The organism is Kouleothrix sp. (assembly GCF_046328425.1).
Lineage (GTDB): Bacteria > Chloroflexota > Chloroflexia > Chloroflexales > Roseiflexaceae > Kouleothrix.
In genome coordinates this window covers 399,910-422,810 of the sequence record NZ_JAXLWP010000004.1, presented here as the reverse complement: position 1 = coordinate 422,810, position 22,901 = coordinate 399,910, and the positions used below count along the sequence as shown (strand labels likewise).

Genomic DNA, 22,901 nt, shown 5'->3' with positions numbered 1-22,901 from the left:
AGAAATCATTAGGCGCGATTCATCCCGTGCTAAGCCTGCCGCGCTATACTCCAGCCAGATCGTAGAGATAAGGCATACGACTGGTTTGATTCGCTCGCACGCTATGCTGGTGGTGTTGGCTGGCCTGATGATCGGCTGTGCGGGGTGCGCCGAGCGCCGCGCCCAGCCCACGGCCACGCCTCCGATGACGCCCACGGCCGCGCCGGCGCCTACTTCCACACCGGCGCCTACGTCTACACCTACATCGACGCCCGCGCCTACTGCCACGCCCGCGCCGACATCGACGCTAGCGCCCACGGCCACGCCGGCCTGCGCCGAGCCGCACGGCGCCGTCGCGATCGAGCGGCTGCACAGCGCCGCCATGGGCCGCGACGAGCAGTTTCGGGTGTATACGCCGCCGTGCTACGCCGGACGGCCCGATCGGCGCTACCCGGCGATCTACCTGCTGCACGGCGGCGAGCACAACGACGAGCACTGGGACGACATTGGCGTCGACGATGCGGCCGACGCGCTGATCGCCGCCGGCGCTATCGCGCCGGTGCTGATCGTGCTACCCGACGGCGGGCAGGATTTTGGCCCGCTGAGCGGCGACCCGCCGCCGTTCGCGCGCTTTCTCGAGCAGCGGCTGATCCCGTACATCGATAGTCGCTACCGGACCCAGCCCGATCGCGAGCACCGCGCCCTCGGCGGGATCTCGTATGGCGCGGCGTGGGCGCTGCTGCTGGCCGCGCGCTACCCCGGCATGTTTCGCGCGGTGGGCGCGCACAGCCCGGCGATCGGCGCGTTTAATGGGATCTACCCCGACGCGGCGGCGCTCGCGCACGGCGGCGTGCGTGTGTACCTCGACGTTGGCGACCACGACAGCCTGCGCGAGCCGGCGCGCACGTTCGACGCCACGCTCGCGCAGGCCGGCGCCGCGCACGAGCTCCACGTGTTTGCCGGGCGGCACGCCGAGGCATACTGGCGAGCGCACCTGGCCGACTATCTGCGTTTCTACGCTGCGGGCTGGTGATGCCGCCCACCCGTCGCCTAAACGGTGGGGGTTTGGGGCCGCAGGCCGCCAAGGAAGATCGTGAAGGGCGCCTGCCATCCACACCTCCAACACCGGCGAGCGAACCATATCGAAGGCGCGGTTCGACTCGATTCGCGGGGGTGCGACGCGGCACTGCGCGGGCGCGATAGAATGCGCCCCTACGCCTTCGGAGCAATCAGCTGGAAGCCAAAGTGAGAAACGAGACCGACTATGCTTCGAAACACGCCTTTTGCCCGGCCGAGCCGATCCTCGACTCCGGCAGGCCGCCACAGCCAGGGCTGGCGCTGGCTGCGCGCGGCGCTGGTGTGCATCGCAATCCTCGGCGGCGGCATTGCGATTGCGCTCTACGAAGATCCTTCGCTGGTGCCGCAGGCCGTTGATGTCGCCCGTGCGCTGGTTGGCCCGCAGCCGGTGGCGCTGGTCGAGTCGTGGGTGTTTCAGGCGCAGGACAGCGTGCGCCAGGCGCGCTACCAGGCCACCGGCGCGGCACCGCAGGTGCGCTGGGCCGCCCCGCCGGCCGCCAAACCGGCGCAGGCTGCGGGCGCCGCGCCAGGCGTGCCGGCGGCTGCCACGTCCGTGCCGTCCAGCGCAGGCGCCGGCGTCGTGCCGGCCTGGGCGCCATTTGTGTACACGCCCAGCGGCGCACCAGCGCTCGATCGTGCGCTGATTGCGCCCGACCCAACCCGGCCGTATGTCGAAACCGCGCTGGTGCGGGTTGATCTGCGCGCCGCGCAGCTGCACCTCGTGGCCGGCACGCAAGAGCCGCAATCCGATATACGCGCGGCCCGGCCGGGCAGCATCCCCGCCGCCGACCAGCGAGCGGGCTATCTGCTGGCGGCATTCAACGGCGGCTTCAAGGCGGCCAACGGTGCCTTCGGCATGGGAGTGGGAAAAACCACGCTGCTGCCGCCGCTCGATGGGCTGGCGACCCTGGCGATTTACCGCGATGGCTCGGTGCGGCTGGGAGTGTGGGGCAGCGACATGCAGGCCACGCCCGATATGGTCGCGTTTCGCCAGAACTGCCCGCTGCTGCTCGACCACGGCGAGCTGACCAGCGACGCCACCAGCGACGACCCGGCGCTGTGGGGCAAAACTGTGAAGAACAAGATCGCCACCTGGCGCAGCGGGCTAGGGCTCAGCGCCGACGGCCGCTTTCTGTACTATGCCGCAGGCGATGGCCTGACCGTGCCGGCGCTGGCGCAGGCGCTGGCCGACGCGGGCGCCGACCGGGCGATGCAGCTGGACATCAACAGCTGGTGGACGCGCTTTGTCACGTATGCGCCAGGCGCCGGCGGGCGGCTTGCCGCCCAGAAGCTGCTGGCCGACATGATCGGCGACACCCGCCAGTTCCTTGCGCCCGACCAGCGCGACTTCTTCTACCTTACGGCGCGTTGATGCCCATATCGGCGCGCACGATCGCCAGATCGGCCGGGGCGTCGCCGGTGGGCAGCGGCAGCCAGAGCTGAAACCGGCTGCCCTGGCCGGCGACGCTGCTGGCCTGCACGCCGCCGCCGTGCACTTCGGCCACCCACTTGACGATCGCCAGGCCCAGCCCGGCGCCGCCGGCCGCGCGCGAGCGCGATTTATCGGCGCGGAAGAAGCGCTCGAACACGCGCGGCAGGTCGTCGGTGGCGATGCCCACGCCGGTATCGCTGACGCTCAGCAGCGCCCGGCCGCCGGCGCACGCCAGGCCGATGCCGACTTTCCCGCCCGGCGGGGTGTGCTGAATAGCGTTGACCACCATATTTAGTAGCGCCTGCTTGAGCCGGTCGCGGTCGCCGATCACCTCGACCTGCTCGTCGACCTCGGGCAGCAGCGTGACCGCCTGGGCCAGCGGCGCGAGGTCGCGGATCACCTCAAGCACCAGCTCGTCGAGCGCCACCGGGCCGCGGCGCAGCTGCATGCCCACCTCGGCCTGGGCCAGCAGCAGCAGGTCGCTGGCCAGGCGCACCAGCCGGTTCACCTCGCGCTCCATTGCCGCCAGCGACATGTCGAGCTCGTGAGGGTCGCGCGCGGCGCCGCGCCGCAGGATCTCGAGGTTGCCGCGCATCGCCGCCAGCGGGGTGCGCAGCTCGTGCGACACATCGGCCACAAAGCGGCGCTGCGAGGTGAACAGCGTCTCGAGGCGCTCGAGCATCTCGTTGATCGTCGCGGTGAGCTGGGCGATCTCGTCGTCGCCGGGGGCGGCCGGCACGCGCTGGGCCAGGTCTTCGGCGCGCACAATCTGGCGGGTAGTGTGTGCCACCTGGCCCACCGGCAGCAGCGCGCGCGCGGCCAGCCAGGCGCCGCCGCGCAGCGACGCGAGCAGCGCGATCAGGCCGATCGCCCCAAGCGAGAGCGTGAGCAGCTGGAGCGTGCGGTTGATCTCGCGCAGCGGCTGGGCAACCTGCAGCACGCCAACGATCCGCTGATCTTCCCAGAGCGGGCTCACCATCATCAGCATCGGGGCATCGCCAAGCGCGGTTTCCCACACGTGCGCGTGGCCGCCCAGCGCCTCGGCGCGCAGGTTTTCGGGCAGTGGCAGCACCTGGCGCTGCAGGCTCGCCGAGGTCACAACCACCTGGCCGCTTTGGTTCGATACCTGAACGTACAGCGAAGGCGCCTTCAAGCCCTCAACGCTCAGCGGGCGCGTGCGCTGCAGAAACGCCGGGTTGTTGAAGTAGTCGGCCAGCTCGATATTCGAGCTATCGAAGTCCTTCTGGATCAGCTCGGAGGAAGAGCTCAGCTCGCGCTCGATCTCGGCCAGCAGCGTCGAGCGCACTGCCAGCGCCATGCCGATGCCCATAAGCATCAGCACCAGCCCGAAGAAGGCGGTGTAGCCAAGCGCGAGGCGGGTTCGGAGCGCCAGTGGGCGTTTCAGCATGGGCGCCTATGCCTCGTCGCGCAGCACATAGCCAACGCCGCGGATGGTGTGGATGAGGCGCGGCGCGCCGGCGGCCTCGAGCTTCTGCCGCAGCGCGCGAATGTACACCTCGATCACATTGCTTTCGCCGCCGAAGTCGTAGCCCCAGATGCGCTCGTACAGCAGATCGCGGGTGAGCACCTGGCGCGGGTGGCGCAGAAACAGCTCGAGCAGCTCGAACTCTTTGGCGGTGAAGATCACGCGCGTGGTGCCCAGGCGCACGTCGTGCGCCACCAAGTCGAGGCTTAGCGGGCCGTAGCGCAGCACTTCGCCACTGTCTTGGGCCTGGTGCCGGCGCAGCTGCACACGGATGCGCGCCAGCAGCTCTTCGAAGGCGAACGGCTTCACCAGGTAGTCGTCGGCGCCAGCCTCGAGCCCGGCCACGCGGTCGGCCACTGCGTCGCGCGCGGTGAGCATGATGATCGGCACATGCGAGGCGGCGCGCAGGCGCTGGGCTACCTCCATGCCGTCGATCCCCGGCAGCATCAAGTCAAGCACCACTACGTCGGGCGGGCGCTCGCGCGCCGCCGCCAGCGCGGCCAGGCCATCGCCGGCAACCTCGGCGGCGAAGCCTTCGAATACCAGCCCGCGCCGCAGGTAGTCGGCAATTTCGGCTTCGTCTTCTACGATCAGAATTCGCTGGCTCATGGCGTGCTCTTTGCAATCGGGCGCTGCGGTTGCATCCTAGCATAAAGCCGGCTGCCGCACAATTGGCAGGCGCTGCGCCAGTATCGCCGAGCGGCCTAATGGCCTGGTGAGGCGCGGATGAAGCGCCGATGAGAGCGCGGCCGGGCACAAAGGCGCGGCGAAGGCGAGCCTTCGCCGCGCACTGCGGCAGGTATGCGGGGGCGCCTCAGCGCAGCGCGAAAGTCGCCTGCACGTCGACGCTGATCGTCTGCGCGCCCGGCTGCACCGGCACGTTGGGGGCCTGCTCGGCGGCGCGGTCCATCATGGGCATGGGGATGGGCGGCGTGCTCACGTTTTCGCTGATCACCAGCACATCGCCCACCGCCGCGCCGCCGGCCGACGCCAGCTGCCCGGCGCGGGCCTTGGCGTCGGCCACGGCCTGCTGGCGCGCCTGCTCCATCAGCTTGGCCTGGTCGGCTACGCTAAAGCTGATGCCGTAGATGCTGTTCGCGCCGGCCTGCACCACCTGGTCGAGCAGCGTGCCGGCGGTGTCGAGCTTGCGGATGGTGACAGTGACGCTGTTGCTGACGCGGTAGCCGGTGACCTGGCGGCCATCGGAGCCGTAGACCGGCGCGATCGAGAAGTTGCTGGTCTGCAGATCCTGCTCGGCCACCCCCAGCGCGGCGAGCTTCTGCTGCAGCGCCTGGGCCTGGGCGCTGTTCTGCGCCAGCGCCTCTTTGGCGGTGGCCGCGTCGGTCTCGACGCCGATCTGCACGGTGGCGGTATCGGGGCGGGCCTTCACCTCGCCGTGGCCCAGCACCGACACCTGGCGCATGCCCGGCACGCCCGCGCTCGATTGCGCCGCGACCGGCCGGGTGTACAGCAGCGCGCCGACGCCTGCCAGCAGCGCCAGCAGCAGCGCGCTCGCCACCACGCTCACAATTGTCCCAAATCGCTGTGTCATCTGGTTGCCTCCTCGGGGTAGATGCAGCCGGTGCGCGGGCGCCCGGCGGTTGTTCGTTTCACACCCAGAGGACGGCGGGGCAGCGCGGAAAGTTCCCGCGTGGCGTCTACGAGAGCGAGCCGGCCAGCCTGGCCGAGCGGCGCTGCAGCAGCGCCCGGCCGAACGCCATCACGCCCAGCCCGCACAGCCCAAACCACGCCCAGGCCGAGGCGCCGGCGGCGAAGCGATTGAGATGCAGCAGCGACACCACCAGCACCAGCGCCAGAACGAACAGGTTGGCGATGGTAAAGATCCGCGTCGCGCTCGGGCGCGGGTCGCGCGCGGCCAGCAGCGCGCAGGCGGCTATGCCCAGAAAGAACGTGCTGTAGATCTGGCCCAGCACCGCCGGCAGCTCCCAGGGCCATATGCGCGCTGCCAGATCGGGCAGCGCCAGCAGCACCATCCCGGCCGCGCCCAGCACCAGGGCGTAGGCCCAGAACAGCGGCGCGAGCCGGCTGCGGCCCGGCGGTACGGCATCGCGCCCGCGCATGCGCCACAGCAGCGCGGCAACCAGCAGCGGGTCGGCCAGGTATGAAAGCAGCCAGCCCCACGGGAACGGGCGCGGCGGCACGAACTCGGCGAGCCGCGGCAGAGTGATCAGCAGCAGCAGCATCGTCACCAGCCCTACCTCGATCAGCACAATCCGCGTTTCGGCGTAGCTGTGCGCCCGCAGGCACAGCAGCGTGCTCAGCCAGCCCATGGCGTACAGCGCGGCGATAAAGCGCGCGTTCAGCGGGCTGGCATCCCAGGGCAGCAGCCGTGGGATGAGCGCCGGCGCGACGACGCCAAGCGCCACCACCAGCGCCTGCACCATCACCAGCAGAAAAAACGCGCGCAGCCATACCGGAATCGAGCGATCCACGATGCACTCCTTTTCGCCAATGGTTGATTTCGGTTGGCGCCAGCATAGCGTAGGGGTGTCGTGTGAGCGTCGAATGCGCCGGCATCTGCCTTCAGCCAGCACGACATAGCGCGGCGCGGCGCTACTCGACGCGCGCGGCCACGTCGAGCAGGCTGAAATCGGGCAGCGACAGCGCCACGATCGCCGGCATGCCCAGGCTGCGCCAGAACGGCAGCGGCGCGATGCCTGCGTGCTGGGCTACGAACAGCGCCAGCACCGTGCCATGGGCGACGATCGCCAGCCGCCGATCGGGGTTGGCGGCCAGCACCGCGCGCACTGCCCGGCCGAAGCGCTCGCGCGCCTGCGCAAAGGTTTCTTCGCCGAACACAAGCTCGCCGGGGCGCGCAAACCCGCCGGCGACAGCCGCGTCGAATGCGTGCTGCTGCATCCAGCTGGTATGCTCGCGGCGGTGCTCGTGTAGATCGGGCGCGCTGGAGCAGGGCAGGCCGAGCCGCGCGGCGGCCAGCGCGGCCGTCTCGCGCGTTTTGCGCTCGTCGCTGCCGACGATCAGGTCGAGATCGTAGGCGCGGAGGCGCTCGGCCAGCAGCTCGCAGCGCGCGCGGCCGGCCGCCGTAAGCGGCCAGAGGCTGGGGGGCTCGCCGGGGGTAGGTTGAGATTGCGAGTGGCGGATCAGGATCAGGCGGTCGATCATGCGCTGTCGTGGGCCTGCTCGCGCTCGCGGCGCACCTGGGCGCGCAGCAGGTCGATCGGCCGGCCGCGCGCCTGGCCGGGCTCGCGGAAGAACCAGTGCTCCCAGCCGTTGCAGGGCGCCTGCATAAGCGCGCGGCCCACGGCGTGGATCGAGCCGGCCAAGTCGCCGCACTGGATCTGGCTGTTGGCCAAGATCACCGCCGCCAGCGCGTCGTTATCGCGGAAAAACAGCTGCTGGCCGGGCCGCAGCAGCCCGCGCTCGATCAGCGCGCCGAACGGCAGTCGCGCCTGGGCGCGCTTGCGCCGGGTGTTGAACACCGCCGGATCGAACGGGGCCGGCGCGACCTGGGCGATGCGCGCCTCGGCGGCCTGGGCGTAGATCTCGTCGCGCTCGATCCCGACCCAGTGGCGGTGCAGCTGCTTGGCAACCGCGCCGGTGGTGCCGGTGCCGAAAAACGGGTCGAGCACAATGTCGCCGGGGGCCGAGGAGGCCAGCAGCACGCGGTAGAGCAGCGCCTCGGGCTTTTGCGTCGCGTGCAGCTTGGCGCCGTCGGCGCGCAGCCGCTCGGCGCCGGTGCAGATCGGCAGCTCCCAGTCGCTGCGCATCTGCAGGCCCTCGTTCAGCGCCTTCATCGCCTCGTAGTTGAAGGTATAGCGCGCGCCGCGGCGCTTCTGCGCCCAGATCAGCGTCTCGTGAGCGTTGGTGAAGCGCACGCCGCGGAAGTTGGGCATGGGGTTGGTTTTGACCCATACCACGTCGTTGAGGATCCAGAAGCCCAGATCCATCAGGATGGCGCCGACGCGGTAGATATTGTGGTACGAGCCGATCACCCAGAGCGTGCCGGTATCTTTCAGCACGCGCCGGCAGGCGGCCAGCCAAGCGCGGGTGAAGCGATCGTAGGCGCTGAAATCGTCGAAGCGATCCCACTCGTCGTCGACGGCGTCGACGCGCGTCATGTTCGGGCGCCACAGATCGTTCTGGAGCTGCAGGTTGTACGGCGGGTCGGCGAATACCACGTCGACCGATTGCTCGGGCATGCTGTTCAGCACCTCGACGCAATCGCCGCGATATACCCGATCGATCTGCACTGCTGGCCCCTTTCGCGCCGCGTGGTTGGCACCTGCCGCCACCGCAGATAGTACCATATCGCGCACGGTCGTGCCAATGTGCCGCCGTGCCGGCGCGAGCGCGGCAGCGGCGCTGCACCGGCGAGCTGCCGAAGCCAACGCAAAAGCCAGGCTGTGTAGCCTGGCTTTCACAATGGAGCGGGAGACGGGGTTCGAACCCGCGACCTGCACCTTGGCAAGGTGCCGCTCTACCAACTGAGCCACTCCCGCATCGACGTGGCAGATTATAGCATGGCCCTGTGTTTTTTGCAAATTCTAGGGCGCCTTCAGGGCTCGTGCAAAGCCTGTCGACCCCTCCCCTACCCCCTCCCGTCAGGGGAGGGATGAACACATCTGGCTGTGTGGTGCGGTCGCGGCGGCGACCGCACCACACAGCCAACAATAATCCCCCCTCGCCCGCACGCGGGAGAGGGGGGTAAGGGGGGGTGAGGGCCGACGTTGCACCAGCCCTGGCTGCCGCCGGCTCCATATTGACAAAGCCGCGCAGACGGTATACCCTCTGTGCTCGGGCGATGCTGCCTGCGCGGCCGGGGCACGCTGGTCTGCTGGCACCGAGGAGGATGCTATGGCACCGATCCAAGAGGGCGATATGCTCTGGCAGCCCACGGCCGAGGACCTGGCGCAGGCCAACCTGACGCGCTACATGCGCTGGCTCGAGGCGACGCGCGGCCTGCGCTTCGGCGGATACCCCGAGCTGTGGCGCTGGTCGGTCGATCAGCTCGAAGCGTTCTGGGCCAGCCTGTGGGAGTATACTGGCGTTGTCGCATCGCGCCGCGCCGAGGTTGTGCTGCCCGAGCGGGTGATGCCAGGCGCGCAGTGGTTTGCCGGCGCGCGCCTCAACTACGCCGAGAATATCTTCAGCAAGCGCGCCGACGAGCGGCCGATGATTGTGTTTCAGGCCGAGGATCAGCCGCTTGCCGCTTTGAGCTGGGCCGCGACCTACGAGCAGACCGCGCGCCTGGCCGCGGCGCTGCGGCGCATGGGCGTGCGCCCCGGCGACCGGGTGGTGGCCTATTTGCCGAACATCCCCGAGGCGATCGTCGCGCTGCTTGCCACCGCCAGCCTCGGCGCGATCTGGTCGTGCTGCGCGCCCGACTTTGGCAGCCGCAGCGTGCTCGATCGCTTCAGCCAGATCGAGCCGAGGGTGCTGATCGCCGTCGATGGCTATCGCTACGGCGGCAAGCTGTTCGACCGGCGCGCGGTGCTGGCCGAGCTGCAGGCGCAGCTGCCCTCGCTGCGCCAGACGATCGTCCTCCCACGGGCGGGCGCGGGCCTGGGCGAGCTGCGCGACGCCGTGCTGTGGGACGACGCGCTGGCCGCGAGCCCGCCGGCCGGGCTGCAGTTCGAGCAGGTGCCGTTCGATCACCCGCTGTGGATCGTGTACTCGTCGGGCACCACCGGCCTGCCCAAGCCGATCGTGCAGAGCCACGGCGGCATTCTGCTCGAGCATGCCAAGGCGACGATCTTCCACAACGATCTGCGGCCCGGCGACCGCTTCTTCTGGTTCAGCAGCACCGGCTGGATGATGTGGAACTACCTGGTGGGCAGCTTGCTGAGCGGTTGCAGCATTGTGCTGTACGACGGCAGCCCGGCCTGGCCGGATATCGGCGCGCTGTGGGCGCTGGCCGAGCGCGCCGGCATCACCTACTTCGGCACGTCTGCGGCGTTTATCGCGGCGTGCATGAAGGCGGGCCTGCGGCCGAGCGAGCACTACGACCTGCGCGCCATTCGCGCGCTCGGCTCGACGGGCTCGCCGCTGACGGTGGCTGGCTTTGCGTGGGTGTACGCGCACGTGAGCCCGCGGCTGGCGCTCGAGTCGCTCAGCGGCGGCACCGATGTGTGCACCGCGTTTGTCGGCGGCGTGCGCGTGCAGCCGATCTACGCCGGCGAGATCCAGGGCGCCTCGCTTGGCGCGAATGTGCAGGCGTTCGGCCCTGGCGGCAGAGCGCTGGTGGGCGAGGTTGGCGAGCTGGTGATCACCGCGCCAATGCCCTCGATGCCGATCGCTTTCTGGAACGACCCGGGCGGCGCGCGCTACCGCGCCAGCTACTTCGATATGTACCCGGGGGTGTGGCGGCACGGCGACTGGATCGCGATCAACGAGCGCGGCGGCTGCGTGATCTACGGCCGATCCGACTCGACGATCAACCGCCAGGGCGTGCGCATGGGCACCAGCGAGATCTACCGCGTGGTGGAGGGCCTCCCCGAGATCGCCGACAGCCTGGTTGTCGACCTCGAGCTGCTCGGGCGCGAATCGTTTATGCCGCTGTTTGTGGTGCTGCGCGCCGGCGCGTCGCTCGACGAAGGGCTGCGCCAGCGGATCAGGCAAGCGCTGCGCCAGGAGGTATCGCCGCGCCACGTGCCCGATGAGATCGTGGCGATCGACGAGGTGCCGTACACGCTCAGCGGCAAAAAGCTCGAGGTGCCGATCCGCCGCATTCTGCTGGGCCACCCGGTGGGGGTGGCGCTGAGCGCCGGCTCGCTGCGCAACCCGGCCGCGCTCGATTTCTTTCTGCGGTTCGCCGATCGCCTGAGAGGTTCGCTTGACCAACCCTAGCTCCAGCCAATCGCTGCGCAGCCCCGCCGAGCTGCGCGAGATCGCGGCCGCGCGCGGGATCGCCGCGACGCTGCACCACGCCAGCCAGCCCATGCCCACCGTCGAGGCCGCCGCCGCCGCGATCGGCGTGCCGGTGGAGGCGATGACCAAGAACATTGTGTGCATCGTCGGCGAAGCGGCCATCCTGGTGATCGCCGCCGGCCGCGCGCGCATCGACGACCGCGCGCTGGCGCGGCACTTCGGCGTGAGCCGCGGCAAGACCGGGCTGGCGCGGCCCGAGCAGGCCTATGCGATCACCGGCTTTGTGGTGGGCTGCATGCCTTCGTTTGGCCACCGCGTAGCGCTGCCGACGCTGGTCGACCCGGCGGTGCTGCGGCTTGAGCGCGTGTACGGCGGCACCGGCGACCCGGCGGTGCTGATCTCGCTGGCCACCGCCGACCTGCTGGCGCTCACCGGCGGCCAGGCTGCCGAGGTGGTGCGCCAGGGCTGACACCAAGCGCAGCGATGCTGACCCTGCGGGCGCCCCGGAGCGCGTCAGCATCGCCGATTGCTCTGCGCGGCCCGGCTGCGATCTGCGGCGCTCAGCGCTCGGGCGGCTCGAGCTGGTGGCGCTCGACCGCCGACGAAAGCACCAGCGCGGTGGTGATCTGGCCGTAGGGGTTGAAGCGGTCGATCAGCGCCTCGAGGTGCGCGACCGAGGCGGCCGCGATCTTGAGGATGTAGCTATCGCTGCCGGTGACGCGGTGGCACTCGATCACCTCGGGCAGCTCGCGCACCAGGTCGGCCACGCGCTCGCCGCGCTCGCCTACCTCGCTCAGCCGCATAAACGCCAGCAGCTCCAGCCCAACCTTCGCGGGGTTCACGGCCGCGTGGTAGCCGGTGATCACCCCGGCCTCTTCGAGGCGCCGCACGCGCTCGGCCACCGCCGGCGCCGAAAGCCCCACCGCGCGCCCAAGCTCGCTGAACGAGCTGCGCGCGTTGGCCTGCAGCAGCCGCAGCAGCTTGCGGTTGATGCTGTCGAGCAGCTCGTTGGAATGGGCACCAGCCATGGTGTTGCGCCTTCGCTTTGTTCGCTGATCAAGGCTTAGGACTTACGCCGTTGCGCTGTTCGGCTTCCCGAAACCGTGCATTGTGCCTGCGGCAGCAGGGTACTTCGCTTTCTTTTGTGCTGAGATTTTGGCGCTTTGCGCCAAAATCTCAGCACCATCCATGAAAAGTACCGCTCTGCCGAAGGCAAAAACGCGCACCGCGTAAGTCCTGTAAAAGGAAAGTACCGCTCTGCCGAAGGCTGAGTACGCTAGCTGCGTAAGTCCTAAAGGCTATCGGGTTCTGCGCGCGCTGTCAAATCCGGCCGCGCCGGCCGCTGCAAATAGGGTACAATAGCGCCCGTGCCGCAACCCGGCGTCGGGCCGGCCGATTCGGAGAAACAGTATGCGCTTTGTCAGCTTCAATTATATCGACCGTTTCGCGCGCGCGGGCGTGCTGCTGGGCGAGGCGGTGATCGATATCGCGGCGGCGGCGCCGCTGGTGTTCGAGCAGCACGACGACCAGCGCTGGGAGCTGCTGGACATCCTGCGCGGCGCGCCAGACGGCATGGGCCTCGACGGGGCGTTCGAGATCGCCACCGCCGTGCTCGACCAGCTGGGCGTGAGCGATGCCGACGAGTTCGGCCAGATGGTTGCGCCTGGGCGCGGCCTCTCGGGCGCCATCGCGATCGGCGGGGTCGAGATGGTGCTGCCGATCGACGAGGTGCGGCTGGTGGCGCCGCTGCCGCGCCCCAACAGCCTGCGCGATTTCTATGCCTTTGAGCAGCACGTGGCCACCGCCAACCGCAACCGCGGCCGCGATGTGCCCTACGCCTGGTACGAGATCCCGGTGTTCTACTTCGGCAACCACATGGCGATCTATGGCCCGAACGCCGACATCCCGCTGCCGCGCACCAGCGCGCTCGACTACGAGCTTGAGGTCGCCTGTGTGATCGGCCGGGCCGGGCGCGACATCGCCGAGGAAGACGCCGAGGCGTATATCGCCGGCTACACGATCCTGAACGACTGGAGCGCGCGCGACCTGCAGCGCGAAGAGATGGCGGTGGGCCTCGGGCCGGCCAAGGGCAAGGATTTCGCTACTTCGCTTGGCCCCTGGCTGGCCACCCCCGACGAGCTTGCCGACCTGGCGCTGGGCGACGGGCGCTTCAACATGCCGATGCTGGCGCGCGTGAACGGCGAGGAGCGCTCGCGCGGCAACTTCCGCGATATCTACTATACGTTTGCCCAGATGATCGCGCGGGCCTCGCGCGACGCCACGCTGTACCCCGGCGACATACTGGGCAGCGGCACTGTCGGCACCGGCTGCCTGCTCGAGCTCACCGCCGGGCAGGGGCCGTGGCTCGCCCCCGGCGACGAGGTCGAGCTTGAGGTCGCCGGCCTGGGCGTGCTGAAGAATCAGATTATCCCGTAGGCGCCACCAAACCGCTATGCGCTATTCTGCGTACTGACATAGCGGTGGCACGCGGCGTGCGTGCCGCTAGTGTATGTGCAGGCAAGGAGTACTCGCTATGGCGACAAATATCAACGCATCGCAGGCGCGCCCGGCCGCGGACGCCGAGCCGCGCGGCGGGCGGATTGGCGTAGCCTTCGATTGGGGTTTTGGCGTGCAGATGGCCGCTGTGGGCCTCCTGACGCTGGCCGGGGTGCCGAACAACGGGGTGACGGTGCCGCGGCTGCTGGGGCTGCTGCCGCTGGCCGGGGCGGCGGCGGCCTACGCACAGGGCGAGGCGCTGCGGCGCGGCAATGGCCTGGCCTGGTGGGTGCAGGTGATCGGCAACAGCGCGCTGACGGTGGCGGGCATCGGCAGCCTGGCGGTGCTGCCGCGCCAGCTCGCGGCGGGCCACTACGGCTTTCTCTACACCGTCGTGCTGCTGCTGGTGGTATCGCCGCTCGAGGTGTGGCTGCTGACGCGGCCCGGCTCGCGGCGCTGGTACGGCTCGGTGAACCCCGACGAGGCGCGCGCCCGCCATAGCGGCGCCTGGATGACCGGCACGGTCGCCTGGGCGGTGGTGTGCGGCCTGCTGCAGACGGCCGCCGGGCTGGGCTGGATCTAGCTGGTTCCTTGTTCCACGCGCGCTGCGCGCAGGTGCTGGCGATAGGTCGCTGGCGCCTGCGTATTTTGTTTGGGTGGCTAATCGTTTCTTAATAGAAACAGTGTAAGAATTTCGTAGTACACCGCGCGCCCTACCCAGCGGCGGGGCGCCTGTGGTACGAGAAAGGAACACGCTGTTTGTATGAAACGTCTTGCATCACGATATTTGCGCAGCGCCGGGCTAGGCGCCTGGCTGCTCACGCTTGGCAGCGTGGGCGTTATCCTGCACCTCACGCTGCGCCCCTACGATTTTCAGATCCCAAGCGCGCTGCGCACCGCCGGCCTGGCCGGCCTGCTCGGCGCCTTTCTGTCCGGCCCGGTCGACCCCGCCGATATTCTCAATAATATTGTTCTGTTTGTGCCGCTGGGGGTTGGCCTGGCGTGGCTGCTCGAGCGGCGCGGCTACCGGGTGCGCGGCGCGCTGCTGCTGGCCCTCGCGCTTGGCGCGGGGCTCTCGCTGTCGGTCGAGCTGATCCAGCTGTTTCTGCCCACCCGCACCGCTACCCCGGCCGATGTCGCCACGAATACGTTTGGCGCGGGCGCGGGCGTGCTGCTGCTGCACGGCGCGCGGCTGGCGCTGGCCTCGCCGCGCAACCAGGCCGCGGCGCTGGCGGGCTACGCCCTGGCCGGCCTGCTGCTCTCGCTGCCGCTACAGTCGGCCGCGCGCCTGAGCGGCTGGGACGATCAGTTCCCGCTGATCGTCGGCACCCAGCACGACGAAGAGGCATGGGAGGGCACCGTCTTCGACCTGTGGATTGCGAACGATGTGATCGCGCCCGATCAGATCGGCGCGTTTGGCCGGCCCGGCCAGCCGCAGCCGCCGCTCGGCGATGCGGTGCTGGCGGCCTACCAGTTTGCCGGCGCCCAGCCGTATGCCGACCGCGCCGGCCGCTCGCCGGATCTGCTGCCGCGGGCTGCGGGTGTGAGCGCGTTGGACAGCGGCGTGGCGCTGCGCGATGGCGCCTGGCTCGAAAGCCCGGCGCCGGCCGGCGCGCTGAACCAGGGCATCGCGCACACGTCGCGCTTCACGCTGATCGCCACGGTGGCGGGGCGCCCGCAGCAGCCAACCTCCGAGATCGTGTCGATCAACGGCGCCGACTATCGCCGCAACCTGATCGTCGGGCAGCAGCGCCGCAATCTGTTTCTGCGCGTGCGCAACGGCGCCACTGGCGAGAAGGCCGCCAGCCTGGCGCCGATCATTATTCGCGATGTGTTTGCCGACACCCTGCCGCATCGCCTGATCGTCACGTACGATCGCGGCGCCGTGCGCGTGTACGTCGATGGCCACGCCCAGCCGAATGTGCAAATGTTCTCGCCCGACCTGGCGCTCTGGACGACGCTGCTGCCCTCGAAGGTTGCCGAGCTGCTGATGAAGCAGCGCGTGCTGCGGCTCGACGCGCGCTTCACGATTGTGTACGAGCTGCTCTACTACTGCCTGCTGTTCGTGCCGCTGGGCCTGCTGCTGGCGCTGGTGTCGCGGCACTGGCTGGGCGCGTTTTACCCGCGCGCCCGCGCCGCGCTGCTGCTGGGCCTGGCCGCCGGGTTCGCGCTGATGCTCGAGCTGGCGCTGGCGCTGGCCGGCGGCCGGCCAATTGAGGCGGGGCGGCTGCTGATCAGCCTGGCGGTGGCCGCGCTGGCCTGGCGCGCCTGGGCCGCGCTGGTGGGCCGGCGGCGTGGCCGGCTTCAAGCAGATGGAAGCCTAGCTAGCCCATAGCACCTGGTACGGCGCCAGCTCGATCGCGCACTCGGCCCAGCCGGCTGGCGCAACCACCTGGCCGCTCAGCAGGTCGGCGAGCGGGCTGCCGGCCAGCTCGGGCAGATCGGCGGCGCGCAGGCGCAGTCTCAGCGGCGCACCGCTCAGATTGTGCGCGCACAGCACCGCCGCACTAGCCTGGCCGCGCAGCACCACAAACGCGCTGTCATCGAGCGCCAGCACGCGTTGCGGCGCGCCTGGGTGAAACGCGCGCTGCGCGGCGCGCGCCGCCAGCAGCGCCCTGAAGCGCGCCAGCACTGTGCTGGCGCGGCTGCCCGGATCCGCAAGGCGCGCCGCAAGCTCGGCGAAGTGCCACTTCTCGCGATTGATCGAGCGCGCGCGCCCGCTGGCCGCCACGCCGGCGTGGTAGTTCGGCGAGCCGAACAGGCTGTGGATGTAGATCCCCGGCACGCCCTGCAGCGCCAGCATGATCGCGTTCGCCGCCACGAAACGCTCGATGGCGCGGCTGGGGCTGGCGCGCTGCTCATCGGGATGCGTCAGCGCGTCGAACAGCGTGATGTTGAGCTCGTACGGGCTCTGTGTGCCGTCGGGGTTGTTCTTGTACGAAACATGCCCGCCATGCGCCTCGGCGCGCGCCGCCAGCGCGGCAACCTCGGCCGGCGTGAGCATGCCGCTGGCCGGCACCACGCCAATGCCGTCGTGCGACGCCAGGAAGTTGAAGAAGGTCGTGGATGGCGCTGGCGCGCCCAGCCCGGCGGCCCAGCCGGTGAGCGCGCGCGCCGAGCCGGTGGCAAAGCTGTGCAGCACCAGCGGCGCCAGCGGGAACTGGTAGACCATCTGGGCCTCGTTTGTGCCGTCGCCGAAGTAGCTGATGTTATCGCGGTGCGGCACGTTCGTCTCGGTCACCAGCAGCACGCCGGGCGCCGCCGCGTCGAGCACGCTGCGGAACAGCTGCACCGCGCGGTGGGTTTGCGGCAGGTGGATGCAGCGCGTGCCCGGCTGCTTCCACAGGTAGCCGATCGCGTCGAGCCGGATCAGCTCGGCGCCGCGCGCCACGTACTCCAGCAGCACGTCGATCATCTCGAGCATCAGCGCCGGCTCGGCGTAGTTCAGGTCGATCTGGTCGGCGCTGAAGGTCGTCCAGACGTACCGCGTGCCGGCCGGGGTGTCGAACGGCGTCAGCAGCGGCGTGGTGCGCGGGCGCGTGACGAGCGACAGGTCGGTGGATGGATCCATGCAGATGAAGCGCCGCTCGGCGCCCGGCTCGCCGCGCAGAAACGCCGCGAACCAGGCGCTTTGCGCCGAGACGTGGTTCACCACCGCGTCGAACATCAGCCGGGCGCGCCCGCGCAGCCGCTCGATCTCGCCCCAGCCGCCAAGCTGCGGGTCGACGGCGGTGTAGTCGATCACCGAGAAGCCGTCGTCGGACGAGTAGGGGTAGAACGGCAGGATGTGCACGGCGCTGGTCAGGCCGCGCAGCGGGCCATCCAGCAGCCGCGCGAGCGTGGCCAGCGGCGGCTCGCCCTCGGCGCGCACCTGGTCGCCATAGGTGATCAGCACGGCGTCGCGCTCGGTCAGGCGCTCGCCCGCCGGCCGCGCCAGCTCGGGGTGCGCTCGCGCGAACTCGGCCAGGGTCGCGGCCAGCTGCGCGTAGGCCGGCGCGGCGCGCTCGGGGCCGTACAGCGCCTCGAGGTGCGCGCGGATGGCCTGGCTCATAGCCGCTCCTTTCTGGCTGTTGACCGGTTGCAGGGTATCGTCCTTGATGCAAACGTGGCAACTTGCCAGCTTGCCGGCTTGGGCTAGCTGCCACGCGGGCCGCGCCAGCTATTGCCGAGCGTGGGCGGCAGGCCGCGCAGGCGCCGGTACTCGGGGATGCTGGCCATGGGCGGCCGCTCGTGGTCGCGGATCTCGCGCACCTCGAGGTGGAAGCCGCCGTCGGCGGCGTGCTGGATGAGCTTCATGGCCTGGTTCACCGGCTCGACCAGCTGCACGCGCCGGCGCTCTTCCATGCGCTGCATCACCACCTGGATGATCGCGAACGCCATCTTCGAGAGCGAGAGCAGATCCTGATTGCGGTGGATGCGCTGCTGCAGGTCGACCTGCGCCAGCGCGCCCAGGCCGTGGTACTCGAGCAGGTCGAGCAGCATGCCGGTCTCGACACCATAGCCGGTGAAGAACGGCACCCACTCGATCGCCTCGCGCCGCACCGCGTACTCGCCCGAGAGCGGCTGCACCACGCCCGAAAGCTCGGGGTAGAACAGGTTCAGCAGCGGCCGGGCGGTCAGCTCGGTGACGCGGCCGCCCCCGGTGCCCACCACCGTCTCGCCCACGCGCAGCGGGCGGCGGTAGAACCCCTTGCTGTACACCAGTCGCGGCTCGCGCAGCAGCGGCCCGAGCAGGCCGTAGATGAAGCGCGGGTGGAAGTTGGTGATGTCGGTGTCGACCCACACCACAATATCGCCCTTGAGCACATACAGGCTTTTCCACAGCGCCTCGCCCTTGCCGCTGAACGACCCGTACTGCGGCAGGATGTCCTGGTGAATAAACACCGGGATGCCGTGCTCGGCGGCGATCTCGCGGGTGCGGTCGGTCGAGCGGCTGTCGATCAGCACGATCTCGTCGAGCAGCGGCGCGTCGTGCATGAGCGCCTGCTGCGAGCGGCCGATCACCTCGCCGACGGTCGCGGCCTCGTTCAGCGCCGGCAGTGCTAGGCTGATCGTCAGGCCGCGCTGGCGCTTGAGCTCGACCAGGCGCTGGATGTTGCGGAACTCGGCGCTGGTGAAGGTATTTTCGGCGAACCAGCGATCGACGGTGGCCGAGAGGTCGCGCTGCTGCTGCCAGATCTGCTGGGCCTGGGCCTCGGCCGGGGCCATGCGCCGGCATACCAGCGCCACCGCGGCCGACGAGAGCCGCAGGATACGCTCGGCCAGCGGCCCGATCGGCGCCTCGGGGTCGGTGCGCCGGCCGGTCACGCCTAATACGATCAGCTGGTGGTCGGCGGCCTCGGCCAGGATGGCCTGCTCGGCGGGCATGGCGCGCTCGAGCCAGCGGTTGACGCGCGGCAGCGAGCGCAGCGACTGCAGGCTCTCGCGCACGGTCAGGTCGTCGGGGCGGCGCGGGTCGTGGGCGTACAGAATGGTGATCGCGGCGTCGTGGTGGTTCGCCAGCGCCAGCGCCATGTCGCAGGCCAGCGGCGTGTGCGGGCCGTTGCGCACCGGCAGCAGCACGCGCGGCACGGCCGCTTCGGCGCCAAGCCGCAGCACTACCACGTCGCAGGGCGGGTCGCGCAGCAGCGCGTCGATCGGCGGGCCAAACAGCCGCTCGGGCGACGATCGGTCGTCCTGCCAGCCCAGCAGCAGCAGGTCGGCGCGCTGCTCCTGAATGGTAGTGCGGATGCCCTCGGCGAGCGTGTGCGCGACCGTGATCGCGACTGCCGGCGGCGCGTCGGGCTCGGCCTCGGCCAGCGCGCCGGCCAGCTCGTCGAGCTCGGCGCGGGCGCGGCGGGTTTCAAGCACGCCGTCGCTCAGCGGCGGATCGGGCGGCACCTGCACCACCCGCACCAGCAGCACGCGCCCGCCGTGGTGGCGGGCGATCGCCTGCGCCAGCGGCAGCAGGCGCTGTGCGTCGTCGGGCTCGCTCAGCGGCAGCGCCACCAGGTATCCGGCGGCGGGCGCGGGGCGATCTATCACCGTTTCTTGCATTGGCTGGCTCACGGTAGGCACACTCCTTCCTCGTGTAGCGTAGGGTGACGCATGCGCCGGCGCGACGCGGGGGCGATCAGCGTGGATCGGCCAGGAGCGGCACGACGGCGTGCCGGTAGATCGCTTCCCAGGTGTAGTAGCGCCGCACGCGCCTCCGGAGCGCGGCGCGCGGGTCGTCGTGCAGCGCGGCGGCCAGGCGCCCGGCGATCGAATCGGGCGGCTCGTCGAGCGCGAAGCGTACCGCTGCGGCGCCGGCCGTCTCGCGGAATGGTGCGATATCGCTGCAGAAGATCGGCAGGCCGGCCAGGCCGGCCTCAATGATCGGGATGCCGAAGCCCTCGTAGGCGCTTGGGAACAGCAGCGCGTCGGCCAGCTTGAAGAAATCGGCCAGCATGGCGTCGCTCACCGGCAGCGCCCGGTTCCACTCGTCGGTGTAGTGCTCGTAGAGAAACACCACCGCGTCGCGCGCGCCGCTGGCCTCGCACAGCGCTTTAAGCTCGTGGAGGTACGCGGCGTTGGTTGGGTTGTGCGGCCCCGGCGGGCCGGTGATCACCAGGCGCGGTGCTAGCCCGTGGCGCCGCAGCGCGCCGGCGACCGCGATCGCCAGCTCGATGTTCTTGCGCCGCGTGATGCGCGCGGGCAGCAGCAGCAGCGGCTCGGCTTCGAGCAGCTGTAGGCGCCGGCATAGCGCCACCGTCGCAGGCTCCAGCTTTAGGAATTCCACCAGGTCGATGCCGGGCGGCACTACGTCGACGTAGTCTTCCGGCACGCCAAGCATCTCAGCAAGAAGCGTGCGCCGGTCGTTCGATACCGCTACGTAGCGCACGCCCGGCCAGGCGCTGCGCAGGAGATCCCAGGGGTAGCCGGGGTGCAGATCGGGCGCGTACAGCGGGTCGCGCCAGGCGAAGTCGTGGCACCACGCGATCAGCCGCGGCGCGCGGCCCTCGGCCAGCAGCCGGCTCAGCGCCGCGGTAAAGGGCAGGTTTTTGTGCAGCGTCAGCAGGTTGTGCACCAGCGCCACGTCGGCGCCTTCGAGCGCGCCCGCCAGCCACTCGGCCAGCTCGGCCGTCAGCGCTTCAAAGCGCGGCCCGACGATCCCGGCGGACAGCTCGCGCGCCACCTGCTCGGCGCGCTCGCCGCGCGAGCGCAGCGCCGGGTTCGCCAGCACCGTCACACCTGCATGCGCGTAGTCGGCCTGGCCGGCCACGATCCGCACGGCGTGGCCGTCGGCGGCCAGCAGCCGCGCGTGCGCCGCGATCGTGGCCTCGACGCCGCCGACGGTGGGCGGGCCGGTGTAGTGGAGAATAGCGACGCTCTGGCGGCCGGCCGCCGGCCAGAGCGCGTCGAGCGGCCCTGGCTGCGCGTGCGCGGCGGCTTGTCGTTCGTCGTTGGTCATAGCTCTCCGCGCGACATGCGCACTGCTAGGTCGATAAAGCACGCCGCCGACCAGCCGAACATCGGCGCGGCCTTGGGCGGCGCCTCGCCAGTCTCGGGGTGGTAATACTCGTAGATGTCGTTCTGGCTCATCACCAGCGCCAGCGTGCGCTCGGCCAGCTCGCGGGCCTGGGCGGGGTAGCCGGCGCGCGCCAGCGCCTCGACAAAGATGTAGTTGATGTTGATCCACACCGGGCCGCGCCACATCTGAAACGGGTCGTACTTGGCGTCGCTCGCGGCGACTGTCGGCAGCGGGTAGCGCGTCCAGAACGAGCGCGGGTCGTGCAGGTGCGCCACCAGCCGGTCGGCGATCTTCTGCGGCATGCGGCCAGTCCACAGCGGGTACATGCTGAATGGCGTGAGCACGTGAATGGGCTGGTGGTCTTTCTGGCTCCAGAACAGGCCGGCCTTGTCGTCGTAGAAGTGCTGGATCATGCGCTCGGCCAGCGTGTCGGATTTACGCTGCCACATCTCGGCCTCGCGGCCGCGCCCGAGCACGCGCGCCATGCGGCCGAGCGCCTGCATCTGCAGGCACAGGTAGGTGTTCAGGTCGACCGCCTCGACGGGTACGCCGCCATCCCAGAGCGGGCTGTCGTCGAGGCCCGACGAGAACGGGTGCGAGTACTGCACGATCCCGTCGGAGTCGTCGTCGTTCAGGCCGAACCACCACGAGTTCCAGCGCACCAGCGGCTCGTAGATCTCGCGCAGCATATGCTCGTCGCCGGTTGTGTCGAATACGTGCATGGCCACCCAGCCGACGATCGGCGGCTTGGTGACGGCGGCGGCCACCGGGATCTGCAGCTGCGTGATCGTGCCTTCGTCGTACACCGCGTCGGGGATCATGCCGTCGGGCTGCTGGTGGTCGAGCATGAACTCGATCTGGTCGCGCGCCAGCGCCGCGTCGGTGTAGCGGAATGCCAGCGCGTGGAAGTAGTTGTCCCACTGCCATGCGCCGACATAGTGCGCCTTGCTGGGCGCGACGCTTTCGCGCCGGAAGAAGCCCTGCGGCGACATGAGATTGTTGCCGAGCACCCACCAGGCGTAGTAGTACTGGCCGCGCAGCGGCTCGCTCACCGGCGGCACCGCCGCGAACCAGCGCTCCCAGCGCTCTTCGGCCGCGCGCAGCGCCGCGCGAAACGGCAGCACCGTGCGATCCAGCTCGGGCGCGGCCTGGATGTGCAGCGTGATCGCGACATCGGCCTCGCCCGTGGCGGGCTGCTCGGCCAGCACCAGCGTCACGTCGTAGCCCCCGCCGTTGCTCTCGACGCGGTTGAGCAGCAGCTCGCCGTTGGTCGAGTAGGCGCAGTTGCGCACCGACTTGAACTCGCCGCCCTGCGCGTCGGGGCGCACTAGGTCGGGCGCGACGCTGAAGCGGATGCCGCAGGCCGTGCCGCGCGGCAGGCCGAAGCTCAGCGTGCGGCCATCCTGAAACACCAGCGTAAACGCGCCCAGCGGCGTGTCGAACAGCAGCGCGTGCGGGTAGCTCGTCAGCTCGAACGGCAGCGGCCGGCCCTCGCCGTCGACAAAGCGCAGATCCGAGATGAACGGCGGCCGGTTGCGGTAGGTCGAGAGGCCAGGCACCAGCGCGGTGAGCCGCTCGGCCAGCTTCACATACAGCGCGTGAGGCTCGCGGCGGTCGCGGTATACCAGCAGCCGCGAGCCGCGGTCGCTGAAGGGGACGTGCTCCGGGGCGATGCGATTTTCCAGCAGACACAGGAACGGCGAGCTTGGGCGATACAACCGGCTGCCTTTCTCACTAGTGCCGTGGCAGGTCGCGCGGTAGTGCACACATCTCGCGTGAACCCTACCACAGCGCGCGCCGCCTTGTCAAGCCCGAGCAGCGTAGAGCTAGCCCTCAGGCAACGTCTTTCGAACCCTGCTTTGTTAAGGGACGGGAAATACATCTGGCTTTGTGGTGCGGTCGCCGCCGCAACCGCACCACAAAGCCAACAATTATCCCCCCTTTCCCGCGCGCGGGAGAGGGGAAAAGGGGGTGAGAGCCGATGTTGCACAATCTCTGGCAAATCATGTGCAATCTATTGACAAAAGATTGGCATCGTGCTATCTTATATACCGTTCAGTCAGAAAGGTTCCGTTGCAAAGTATGTGCAA

At 69.7% G+C, this 22,901-nt stretch carries 18 protein-coding genes and 1 tRNA gene; 7 read left to right on the top strand and 12 right to left on the bottom strand.

Translation table 11 applies throughout. From position 1 onward, the window contains the following. The first annotated feature begins 85 nt into the window (after positions 1-85). Positions 86-1,012, top strand: a complete 927-nt coding sequence (locus U0177_RS04580) for an alpha/beta hydrolase (protein WP_409569413.1) — start codon at positions 86-88, stop codon at positions 1,010-1,012. A 231-nt stretch (positions 1,013-1,243) separates the two neighbouring features. Then, positions 1,244-2,428 (top strand): phosphodiester glycosidase family protein, encoded by a 1,185-nt coding sequence (locus tag U0177_RS04575; RefSeq protein WP_409569412.1) that lies wholly within the window; start codon positions 1,244-1,246, stop codon positions 2,426-2,428. Here the strand turns inward: U0177_RS04575 and U0177_RS04570 are convergent. The 7 genes from U0177_RS04570 to U0177_RS04540 form a co-directional block, all read right to left on the bottom strand. Beyond that, the gene (locus tag U0177_RS04570; RefSeq protein WP_409569411.1) at positions 2,415-3,896 is read right to left on the bottom strand and encodes an ATP-binding protein; all 1,482 of its coding nucleotides are present in this window, start codon (positions 3,894-3,896) and stop codon (positions 2,415-2,417) included. The genes U0177_RS04575 and U0177_RS04570 overlap by 14 nt on opposite strands. A gap of 6 nt (positions 3,897-3,902) precedes the next feature. Next, positions 3,903-4,583, bottom strand: a complete 681-nt coding sequence (locus tag U0177_RS04565) for a response regulator transcription factor (RefSeq protein WP_409569410.1) — start codon at positions 4,581-4,583, stop codon at positions 3,903-3,905. A gap of 205 nt (positions 4,584-4,788) precedes the next feature. Further along, positions 4,789-5,526 (bottom strand): SIMPL domain-containing protein, encoded by a 738-nt coding sequence (locus U0177_RS04560; protein ID WP_409569409.1) that lies wholly within the window; start codon positions 5,524-5,526, stop codon positions 4,789-4,791. A gap of 106 nt (positions 5,527-5,632) precedes the next feature. Then, positions 5,633-6,427 carry a hypothetical protein gene (locus U0177_RS04555; protein WP_409569408.1) on the bottom strand — a complete coding sequence of 265 codons (795 nt, stop codon included), beginning with the start codon at positions 6,425-6,427 and terminating at the stop codon, positions 5,633-5,635. Between the two features lie 121 nt (positions 6,428-6,548). Beyond that, positions 6,549-7,118, bottom strand: a complete 570-nt coding sequence (locus U0177_RS04550; protein ID WP_409569407.1) for a histidine phosphatase family protein — start codon at positions 7,116-7,118, stop codon at positions 6,549-6,551. Then, positions 7,115-8,206 (bottom strand): site-specific DNA-methyltransferase, encoded by a 1,092-nt coding sequence (locus U0177_RS04545; protein ID WP_409569406.1) that lies wholly within the window; start codon positions 8,204-8,206, stop codon positions 7,115-7,117. Before U0177_RS04545 ends, U0177_RS04550 begins: the two co-directional genes overlap by 4 nt. 173 nt (positions 8,207-8,379) lie before the next feature. Continuing rightward, positions 8,380-8,455 (bottom strand) — tRNA-Gly (locus U0177_RS04540). Between the two features lie 355 nt (positions 8,456-8,810). Here U0177_RS04540 and U0177_RS04535 point away from each other — a divergent pair. Together U0177_RS04535 and U0177_RS04530 are read left to right on the top strand one after the other, a co-directional pair. Continuing rightward, entirely contained in the window at positions 8,811-10,802 is a 1,992-nt protein-coding gene (locus U0177_RS04535; RefSeq protein ID WP_409569405.1) for an acetoacetate--CoA ligase, read from the top strand. Continuing rightward, the gene (locus tag U0177_RS04530; RefSeq protein WP_409569404.1) at positions 10,789-11,292 is read left to right on the top strand and encodes an aminoacyl-tRNA deacylase; all 504 of its coding nucleotides are present in this window, start codon (positions 10,789-10,791) and stop codon (positions 11,290-11,292) included. Before U0177_RS04535 ends, U0177_RS04530 begins: the two co-directional genes overlap by 14 nt. A 91-nt stretch (positions 11,293-11,383) precedes the next feature. Here the strand turns inward: U0177_RS04530 and U0177_RS04525 are convergent, their stop codons facing one another. After that, the gene (locus tag U0177_RS04525; RefSeq protein WP_409569403.1) at positions 11,384-11,851 is read right to left on the bottom strand and encodes an Lrp/AsnC family transcriptional regulator; all 468 of its coding nucleotides are present in this window, start codon (positions 11,849-11,851) and stop codon (positions 11,384-11,386) included. A 382-nt stretch (positions 11,852-12,233) separates the two neighbouring features. On the opposite strand from U0177_RS04525, the gene U0177_RS04520 reads away from it, so the two are divergent. From U0177_RS04520 to U0177_RS04510, 3 genes are all read left to right on the top strand, one after another. After that, positions 12,234-13,259, top strand: a complete 1,026-nt coding sequence (locus tag U0177_RS04520) for a fumarylacetoacetate hydrolase family protein (RefSeq protein WP_409569402.1) — start codon at positions 12,234-12,236, stop codon at positions 13,257-13,259. Between the two features lie 97 nt (positions 13,260-13,356). Then, complete coding sequence (locus U0177_RS04515) at positions 13,357-13,902, top strand: hypothetical protein (RefSeq protein WP_409569401.1); 546 nt, start codon at positions 13,357-13,359, stop codon at positions 13,900-13,902. Between the two features lie 180 nt (positions 13,903-14,082). Next, positions 14,083-15,654, top strand: coding sequence for a VanZ family protein (locus U0177_RS04510; protein ID WP_409569400.1), 1,572 nt, complete (start codon positions 14,083-14,085; stop codon positions 15,652-15,654). Here the strand turns inward: U0177_RS04510 and U0177_RS04505 are convergent. From U0177_RS04505 to U0177_RS04490, 4 genes are all read right to left on the bottom strand, one after another. Further along, positions 15,640-17,370 carry a sugar phosphorylase gene (locus U0177_RS04505; protein WP_409569399.1) on the bottom strand — a complete coding sequence of 577 codons (1,731 nt, stop codon included), beginning with the start codon at positions 17,368-17,370 and terminating at the stop codon, positions 15,640-15,642. The two genes, U0177_RS04510 and U0177_RS04505, sit on opposite strands and share 15 nt — an antisense overlap. Before the next feature lie 83 nt (positions 17,371-17,453). Then, complete coding sequence (locus U0177_RS04500) at positions 17,454-19,367, bottom strand: glucosyl-3-phosphoglycerate synthase (protein WP_409569398.1); 1,914 nt, start codon at positions 19,365-19,367, stop codon at positions 17,454-17,456. Between the two features lie 64 nt (positions 19,368-19,431). Continuing rightward, entirely contained in the window at positions 19,432-20,751 is a 1,320-nt protein-coding gene (locus U0177_RS04495) for a glycosyltransferase (RefSeq protein ID WP_409569397.1), read from the bottom strand. Next, positions 20,748-22,529 carry an amylo-alpha-1,6-glucosidase gene (locus tag U0177_RS04490; RefSeq protein WP_409569396.1) on the bottom strand — a complete coding sequence of 594 codons (1,782 nt, stop codon included), beginning with the start codon at positions 22,527-22,529 and terminating at the stop codon, positions 20,748-20,750. Before U0177_RS04490 ends, U0177_RS04495 begins: the two co-directional genes overlap by 4 nt. Positions 22,530-22,901 lie beyond the last annotated feature (372 nt).